Source organism: Nocardioides sp., from assembly GCF_024509035.1.
Classification (GTDB): Bacteria; Actinomycetota; Actinomycetes; order Propionibacteriales; family Nocardioidaceae; genus Nocardioides.
Window position 1 is genome coordinate 25,866 of record NZ_JANINT010000146.1, and the last position, 7,745, is coordinate 33,610.

At 72.4% G+C, this 7,745-nt stretch carries 9 protein-coding genes; 5 read left to right on the forward strand and 4 right to left on the reverse strand.

Annotation, left to right across the window (positions count from 1 at the left end; translation table 11 throughout):
• Window positions 1-68: 68 nt before the first annotated feature.
• On the forward strand, window positions 69-785 hold the full coding sequence (locus Q0L15_RS11695; protein ID WP_296604543.1) for a TetR/AcrR family transcriptional regulator C-terminal domain-containing protein: 717 nt from the start codon (window positions 69-71) through the stop codon (window positions 783-785).
• A 54-nt stretch (window positions 786-839) separates the two neighbouring features.
• Here Q0L15_RS11695 and Q0L15_RS11700 read toward each other — a convergent pair whose 3' ends face one another.
• The gene (locus Q0L15_RS11700; RefSeq protein ID WP_296604545.1) at window positions 840-2,423 is read right to left on the reverse strand and encodes a M4 family metallopeptidase; all 1,584 of its coding nucleotides are present in this window, start codon (window positions 2,421-2,423) and stop codon (window positions 840-842) included.
• Window positions 2,424-2,643: 220 nt separating this feature from the next.
• Between Q0L15_RS11700 and Q0L15_RS11705 the strand changes: the two genes are divergently transcribed.
• Entirely contained in the window at window positions 2,644-3,087 is a 444-nt protein-coding gene (locus Q0L15_RS11705) for a hypothetical protein (RefSeq protein WP_296604546.1), read from the forward strand.
• Here Q0L15_RS11705 and dapB read toward each other — a convergent pair.
• Window positions 3,050-3,796, reverse strand: a complete 747-nt coding sequence (gene dapB / locus Q0L15_RS11710; protein ID WP_296604548.1) for a 4-hydroxy-tetrahydrodipicolinate reductase — start codon at window positions 3,794-3,796, stop codon at window positions 3,050-3,052. The two genes, Q0L15_RS11705 and dapB, sit on opposite strands and share 38 nt — an antisense overlap.
• A gap of 99 nt (window positions 3,797-3,895) precedes the next feature.
• On the opposite strand from dapB, the gene Q0L15_RS11715 reads away from it, so the two are divergent.
• The 3 genes from Q0L15_RS11715 to Q0L15_RS11725 all read left to right on the forward strand — a co-directional run bounded on the left by Q0L15_RS11715 (window position 3,896) and on the right by Q0L15_RS11725 (window position 5,626).
• Window positions 3,896-4,411: a trans-aconitate 2-methyltransferase gene (locus tag Q0L15_RS11715; RefSeq protein WP_296604550.1), complete on the forward strand. Its 516-nt coding sequence runs from the start codon at window positions 3,896-3,898 to the stop codon at window positions 4,409-4,411.
• Between the two features lie 70 nt (window positions 4,412-4,481).
• A complete protein-coding gene (locus Q0L15_RS11720) occupies window positions 4,482-5,078 on the forward strand; it encodes a transposase (RefSeq protein WP_296604552.1) in 597 nt (198 codons plus the stop codon).
• The gene (locus tag Q0L15_RS11725; RefSeq protein WP_296604553.1) at window positions 5,075-5,626 is read left to right on the forward strand and encodes a hypothetical protein; all 552 of its coding nucleotides are present in this window, start codon (window positions 5,075-5,077) and stop codon (window positions 5,624-5,626) included. The genes Q0L15_RS11720 and Q0L15_RS11725 overlap by 4 nt, the downstream gene beginning before the upstream one ends.
• Here the strand turns inward: Q0L15_RS11725 and Q0L15_RS11730 are convergent.
• Both Q0L15_RS11730 and Q0L15_RS11735 read right to left on the reverse strand, forming a co-directional pair.
• Entirely contained in the window at window positions 5,623-6,792 is a 1,170-nt protein-coding gene (locus Q0L15_RS11730) for a hypothetical protein (RefSeq protein WP_296604554.1), read from the reverse strand. The genes Q0L15_RS11725 and Q0L15_RS11730 overlap by 4 nt on opposite strands.
• A 23-nt stretch (window positions 6,793-6,815) precedes the next feature.
• On the reverse strand, window positions 6,816-7,745 hold a 930-nt coding region (locus tag Q0L15_RS11735; protein WP_296604555.1), incomplete at its 5' end, for a SpoIIE family protein phosphatase.

Sequence of the window (7,745 nt, forward strand, 5' to 3'; positions counted from 1 at the left end):
CCATTCGGACAACTCTGTACGGCGTACAACGTATCGCGCTCTGGAATGATTCCCGCCATGGAGGAACCGTGCCGCGGGCACTGATCGACCTGCTGTGGCGCGACCACCCCGCCGCCCCCACCGGGGGCAGCCGTGGCCCGCGCACCCGGGTGTCGACCGGCCAGGTGGTCGACACCGCCATCGGGCTCGCCGACGCCGAGGGCATCGAGGCGGTGACGATCCGGCGCCTCGGCGAGGGACTCGGCGTCTCGGCGATGTCGGTCTACACGCACGTCAACAGCCGCGACGACCTCCTGGTGCTGATGGCCGACGCCGCGCACGCGCGGATGGACCGCCCGGCCTACGGCAGGCTCGGCTGGCGATCGCGCGTCCGGCTCGTCGCGGAGTCCAACCTGGCGCTGCTGCAGGCACATCCCTGGCTGACGGACCTCGCCGACGAGCGCAGCGCTCTGGGGCCGGGCACGATCGCGAAGTACGACCACGAGCTGGCCGCGTTCGAGCCGTTGCACCTCCCACCGGTGAGCCGCGACGCCGCCCTCACCTTCGTGCTCGACTTCGCCCGCTCGGCCGCGGTCGCGATGCGCCCGCGGCCGCACGCCGCCGAGCTCGCCGAGCACTGGCCGGAGTGGAGCGTGCGACTCGCCGAGTACCTGGGCGATCGCCACCCCCTCGCGCAGACCGTCGGCGCCGCGGCCGGGGAGGCGATGGGCGGCGCCTCGGACGCGAGGCTGGCCTGGGACTTCGGTCTCGCGCGGGTCCTCGACGGCCTCGCCGCCCTGGCCTGAGACGCACAGCAGGGCGGTGACCACCATGGTCACCGCCCTGCTGCCAGTGCTGGATCAGTTGACGCTGACCGCGCTCCAGGCCGCGGCCACCGCGTTCTGCTGAGCACTGCCGGCGCCGTACAGGTCCTTGGCGGCGCTCATCGTGGCCGTGCGCGCTCCGGCGTAGTTGGTGCCGGAGGTCATGTAGACCGTCAGCGCGCGGTACCAGATCGCGGCCGCCGCGTCCCGGCCGATGCCGGTGACGGTCGAGCCGTTGCAGGTCGGGCTGTTGTGCGCGACCCCGCCGATCGTCTTGGCGCCCGAGCCCTCGGCGAGCAGGTAGAAGAAGTGGTTGCCCACGCCCGAGGAGTAGTGCACGTCGGCGGTCCCGACGGTGGAGGACCAGCAGTTGAACGACGACCCGTCGGACGCCGGGTTGTCCATCCGGCGGAAGCCGACGTGGTTCTTGAGGTCGAACTCCTCACCGATCAGGTAGTCGCCCGGGTCGCTGGCGTTCGCGGCGTAGAACTCCACCATCGTGCCGAAGATGTCCGAGGTCGCCTCGTTGAGGCCGCCGGACTCGCCCGAGTAGCTCAGGCCCGCCGTGTTCTCCGTGACGCCGTGGGACATCTCGTGTCCGGCCACGTCGAGGGAGACCAGCGGGCCGTAGTTGGTGCCGTCACCGTCGCCGTAGGTCATCTTGGTGCCGTCCCAGAAGGCGTTGACGTAGTTCTTGCCGTAGTGGACGCGGTTGTAGGAGCCCGACCCGTTGCCGAAGATGCCGTTGCGTCCGTAGGTGGACTTGTAGAAGTCCCACGTCATGTTGGTGCCGTACTGCGCGTCGACGGCGGCGGACTCGCGGCTGCTGGTGGAGCCGTTGCCGAACAGGTTGTCCGGGCTCGTGAAGAGCGTGCCGGCCTTGCAGTTGAAGCCGAAGTACTGGCACCCCAGCGAGTCGGACGCGTTGCCCATGTCGGTCGTGTAGGTGTTGCCCCGGGTCGGGTCCTTGAGCTGGTACGTCGACCCCGAGAGCGTCAGCTGCAGCGGGACGGTCCCGGAGTAGAGCGACTGGCCCGACCCGTCCGCGGTCTGGATCTGCTGCTCGCGGCGGATCACCGCGCCGGTCGTGGCGTCGACGTACGTCGCGAGGCGGCTGGGCGTGCCGTCCTTCTGCGTGCCGCCCGTGATCACCTCCCAGGCGAGCCGCGCCGTGCCCGTGGTGGCGTCGACGACCAGGCGGCTCGACTCGGCCTTCGCTCCGGTGATGCCCCGCGTCGCCTTGGTGCGGGCGGTCGCGCGGTCGGCCGCTGCGCTCTTGGCGACCGCAGGGGTCGTGGAGACGTGCACCTCGTTCTCGAGCGTCTGGGTCACGCCCTTCCAGCCGTCGGAGGCGCCGCGGTGGACCACGAGGTCACCGCCGAGGACCGGCAGTCCGCGGTAGGTGCGGTCCATGCGGACGTGCGTGCTGCCGTCGGCGTCGGTGACGGTGTGGGTGACGGTGAACGCCGTGCCGTTGCTGGCGAGTGCCGCACCCGGGTGGGCGAGCAGGGCCTGGACGGCGTCGGGCCGCTGCGGAGCGGCCTGGCTGCCGCCGGCCTGGATGCCGACGGCGGTGAGAGCGAGAACTGCCGCCGTGGCGACGCCCGAGATTCTGCGCATGTGTGGTGGTCCTTCTCGTGGGGGTGGTGGTGAGACTTCGGAGACGAAGCCTCACCCGCCACAACGAGAAGGGGAACCAGCCGGTACGTGCGGATTCCTGCAATGCAGGAACGTGCAGAACCGGCGATCTTCCGGCGGATCCCTGCAGGCCGAGGAAGTGTTCCGGCCCCAGGGCCCTTGTCCTCTGGCGCAGCCATGTCGGCGCTCGCAGCATGGGGGCATGGCTGTCACCCATTCGGTGGAGTGGCATCGGCACCGCTTGGACGCTGCCGTCGCGCTCGGCGTGCTACTCCTGCTTCACGCGCTCGCCCACGGCGTCGGGACGACGTCGAACATCCAACGCATCTCCGACGACGAGCCCGCCGACCTGCTCGGCGGGGCCTGGCACGCGAGCAACGACGTGGTTCTCGGCATGGCGTCGGCCACCTGGGCCGCGGCCGGTCTGGCGATGGCCGTGGCCGGGGTCATGGTGCTGCGCCATGCCGGTGCGGCGCGGTCGGTCGCCGTCGTCGCGTCAGCCGCCTCACTGGTGCTCTGCGTGGTCTTCTTGTGGGCCGCCGTCATCGGTGCGGTGGTCGACGTCCTGCTGCTCGCGGCCCTGGTGCTGATCCCCGAGCGGATCGGCCTCAGGCCAGGTCGAGGAAGTGTTCCAGCCCGACCGTGAGCCCCGGGTGGTCGCCGATCGCCCGCAGACCGGCGAGCACGCCGGGGGTGAACGAGGCGCGATCGAGCGAGTCGTGACGGATCGTGAGCGTCTCCCCCAGCCCGCCCAGGATCACCTCCTGGTGGGCCACCAATCCGCGGATCCGCAGCCCGTGCACGCGGATGCCCTCGACGTCCGCGCCGCGCGCACCGTCGAGGGCGGTGGTGGTCGCGTCGGGCACCGGCCCGACGCCGGCCTCCCGGCGGGCCGCGGCGATCAGCTCCGCCGTACGCCGCGCCGTTCCCGACGGCGCGTCGGCCTTGGTCGGGTGATGGAGCTCGACCACCTCGACGGACTCGAAGAACGGCGCAGCCACGGCCGCGAAGCGCATCATCAAGATCGCACCGATCGAGAAGTTCGGCGCGATCAGCACGCCGGTGCGCGGCGAGCCGGCGAGCCAGGCGCGCAGCCGGTCGAGGCGCGCGTCGTCGAAGCCGGTCGTACCGACCACGGCGTGGAGGCCGTGCTCGATGCAGAACTCGAGGTTGCCCATCACCACGTCGGGGTGGGTGAAGTCGACGACCGCCTCGGCGCCGGAGGACACCAGCGTCTCGATGTCGTCCCCGGCGTCGACCTGCGCGACCAGCTCGAAGCCGTCGGCGGCCTCGACCGCCCGGCAGACCTCGGTCCCGACCTTGCCCCGCGCTCCGAGCACTCCGACCTTCATCACGCCCGACAACCTACTAGGGCGCGACTCCTGAGCCGTCGTGCGGCGGACGAGGCGAGCCGGTCCTCCCGGGCCGGGTCGGCGTCTGGCAGGCTGGACCCCATGGCAGCGCAGACGATCCCGCCCCGGATCAGGTGGGCGGTGGACATCATGGACGTCCAGCCGTCCGACCACGTCCTGGAGATCGGCTGTGGCCCCGGAGCGGGAGCGGAGCTGATCTGCGAGCGTCTCGAGACCGGGAAGCTGTTCGCGATCGACCGGTCCGAGTCCGGGGTCGACCGCACCAAGCGCCGGTGCGCCCAGCACGTCGAGTCGGGACGGCTCACCGTGCGCCAGATCGACCTGGCGACCCTGCGGGTGCCGGTGAAGCGCCTGAACAAGGTCTTCGCGTTCAACGTCAACCTGTTCTGGGTGCGCTCCTGCGCCGAGGAGGTCGCGCTGCTGCACGAGCGCGTCGTCCCCGGCGGTGACGTGTTCTTGTTCTACGAGGCCAACCGACCCGAGCTGGTCCCCACGATCGTGAAGAAGGCCTCAGCGGCGCTCGTCGAGGGTGGGTTCCGCGTCTCGGTCGTCAACCATAAGGCGCCGCCGGTGGTCGGCATCATCGGCCGCAGGTGAGGTTATTTCCTTATCGCGCGGTTGCATTAGGTTTTTCCCTAATCTAGGCTCTTCTTCAGGAAGGAGCCTCATGCCCGTCGCCATCGTGCTCACCGTCGACCAACGCGACAGCCGTCACTCGGAGGACCGCATCCCCGCGACCCTCGAGCGGCTGGCGCCGATCCCGACGCTCCTGGCCTTCGAGCGCACCGCGGGCGACGAGCTGCAGGGCGTCCTCGACGACCCGGACGCGGCCATGGCCGCGATCGGTGAGCTGCTCCGTGACGACCGGTGGTACGTCGGCGTCGGGGTCGGCACGGTCGAGGAGCCGCTCCCCGACCACTCCCGCGCGGGGCGCGGTCCGGTCTTCCTGCAGGCGCGCGTCGCCGTCACCGAGGCCAAGACCAGCCCGTGGCACGTGCGCGTCGTGGCCGACCACTGGGCGGGGCGCGCCCTCGAGAGCACGCTCTGGCTCTGGGCCGCGGTGCTGGCGCGGCGCACCGCCCGCGGCTGGGAGGTCGCCGACCTCGTCGCCGACGGACTCTCCTACGCCGAGACCGGCAAGCGGCTCGGCATCAGCCAGTCAGCGGTCAGCCAGCGCGCCCAGGCCGCCGGCATCGTCGAGGCACGGCGGGCCGAGGAGCTGGCCGGGGTCCTCGCCCGGATCCTGCTGGAGGAGACGACGTGACCGCCGACACCTGGGGCGCCCTGGTCCTCGTGCTGCTCGCCTTCGGGCTGCTCTGCGCCGTCGGCGCCTGGGCGCGCACCGCCCGCCGCATCTGGGCGCCGGCAGCCCTCCTCGTGCTGCTCGCCGCCGGCATCGTCGCCGCAGCCCCGCCCTCGGTGAGCGTCGAGGGGCGCGGGCTCACCACTGTCCTCGTGCTGCTCGCCGGCGCCCTCGCCGTCGCCGGAGGAGGGCCGGTGACCGCGCTGGTCTTCGACCTCGTCGACCGGCGCGAGGCACCTCCGGACTCGATGCAGTCCGCCGGCCGCGTGCTGCGCGGCGGCGCCTGGATCGGCGCCCTCGAGCGGGGCGCGATCCTGGCCTCCCTCGTCGCCGGCTGGCCCGAGGGGCTCGCGGTCGTCCTGGCCGTCAAGGGCCTGGGACGCTACCCCGAGCTCCGCGCCGCCGAGGACGGCGTCCGCACCGGTGCGGCCGAACGGTTCATCATCGGGACGTTCGTCAGCGTGCTGTGGGCGTGTGCGTGTGCGGCGGTCGTGGCACTGGCGCGCTAGCCTCGATCTTTCGCGAGGCTAGCCCCACGCAGCCAGCCCGGCAGGTCGCGACGGAAGGCCGTCCGGATGGACTTCGTCCGGGTCACCGACCAGTCGACCACGGTCCCGACCTCGGGCTCGGGCTTGGACCACTCGAACCAGTTGACCATCTTCAGCATCGGGAGATCCCGGTGGATCGCCGGCGCGAGCACCTGGCGCCACCAGGCCCGCTTGACCGCGAGCTCGCGTGCCCCGCCCGCCCCGGGCACGTAGAACGCGGCCGTCTCGGTGACCGCGACTGGCCGGTCCATGGCGACGCCGTACTCCGCGTAGAAGTCCGGGACGCCGGTCTCGTCGCCGGCGAGGCCGTCGTAGGTCCCGTGCAGCAGGTCGGCGAACTTGCCGGGCTCGGGCACCTCGTTCTCGCCCCACGGATAGGTGCTGCCCCAGTGGTAGACCGACATGCCGACCCAGTCGACGGCCGCGCTGCCGGGCCAGTAGGGCCGGTAGGGGTCGTCGGCACCGGTGACGGCGCCGTCGCCGTCGGTGTCCAGCAGAGCGGCGCGCTCGCTGCCGGCCGGCGCCTGGTAGCGGCCGCCGGTGAACGGGTAGCCCCCGCCGTAGTTCGGCGCCCACATCATCGCGCTGCGCGGTGAGATCCGGTGCACGGTCGCGGCCACCTGCCGGAACGTCCGGACGTACGCCGCCGGGTCCTGGGACCACGGGTACCAGGAGCCGTTCATCTCGTGGGCGAAGCGGACGAACGTCGTGACTCCGAGGCGCTGGTAGCCGGCGAGCCGCATGGCGAGCTGCGTGGTGGCGCGCGGGGTCACGGCCGCGAGCCCGCGGTGCGGCTCGAGGGTCACCAGCAGCATGCTGCCCACCTGGCGGGCCTGGTCGACGGCCGCGTCGAGGTTGCGTCGGTCGTCGCGGGTCAGCGGCATCTGCACGAAGCTCACCGCGACGGCCGGCCGCCGGCCGAGCCGGTCCGCGTACGCCGACAGCGAGTCGTTGGCCCAGTCGATCGACACGCCCAGCCACGCCCCGCTCTGCGGCGCGAGGACCACCCGGGCGGGCACCGGTCCGCGACCCGGCGCGGTCGGATGCGTGCGAGGTGGCGTCGGCGAGGCGAGCGCGGGGGTCAGCAGCGTCGTGAGGACCATGGCGAGCGCGGCCGCCGCTGCCACGCGGCCGGAGCGGGCTCGGGGCCTCACCCGTCGGTCCGGCGGACCACGAGGACCGTCATGTCGTCGCCGACCTCGTAGTCCTCGGCCAGGCGCATGATGATGTCGACGGTCTCGGCAGCGGTCGCGTGCGGGTGCAGGTGCGGCAGCAGGACCTCGAGAGCCTCGCCGGGGTGCTGGAAGGGGTCGACGTAGCCGTCGCTGACGACGATGAGCCGCTCCCCCGGCTCCAGCACCGTCGAACCGCTCGTCCACCGCCAGCCCGGCAGCGCCCCGACGGGGAGGTCCCCGGTCGTCAGCCGGCGTACGCCGCCGTCGGCCGAGAGCACGACGCCGAGGCCGTGCCCGGCGTCGACGTAGGTCACGTCGCCGGTGTCGGAGTCGATGCGCGCGGTGAACAGGGTGACGAACGTGGAGCTCTCGACGAGGTCGGTCTCGAGGCTCGTGCCCACCCGGGTGACCGCGTTGGCGATGTCGTGGGCGGGCGAGGCCGCGCGCAGGGCCGCGCGCACGCTGGCGGCCACGATGCCGGCGCCCATGCCCTTGCCCATCACGTCGGCGAGCGCGACCTGGACCATGCCCTCACAGCTGAACCAGTCGTAGAAGTCACCGCCGACGTCGCGCGCCGGACGGCACGAGCCCGCCACCTCCAGGCCGAGCAGCGCGGGCGGGCGCTTGGGGAGCAGTCGCTGCTGGACGACGGCCGCCTGCTCGACCTCGCTGTCGAGGAACAGCTCCTTCTCCACCCAGTCGGCGATGTCGCGCAGCATCGCCAGCCCCGTCGGCGGGACCTCGCAGGGCCCGTCGCTGAGCAGGGAGACCGCGCCGATGTGGCTGCCGTCCGGGCCGCGGAGCGGCTGCCCGACGTAGGACCGGATGAACGGCTCGCCGACCACGGAGGGCAGCCCCGCGAAGCGCTGGTCGGCCCGGGCGTCCGGCACGACGAGCGCCTCCCC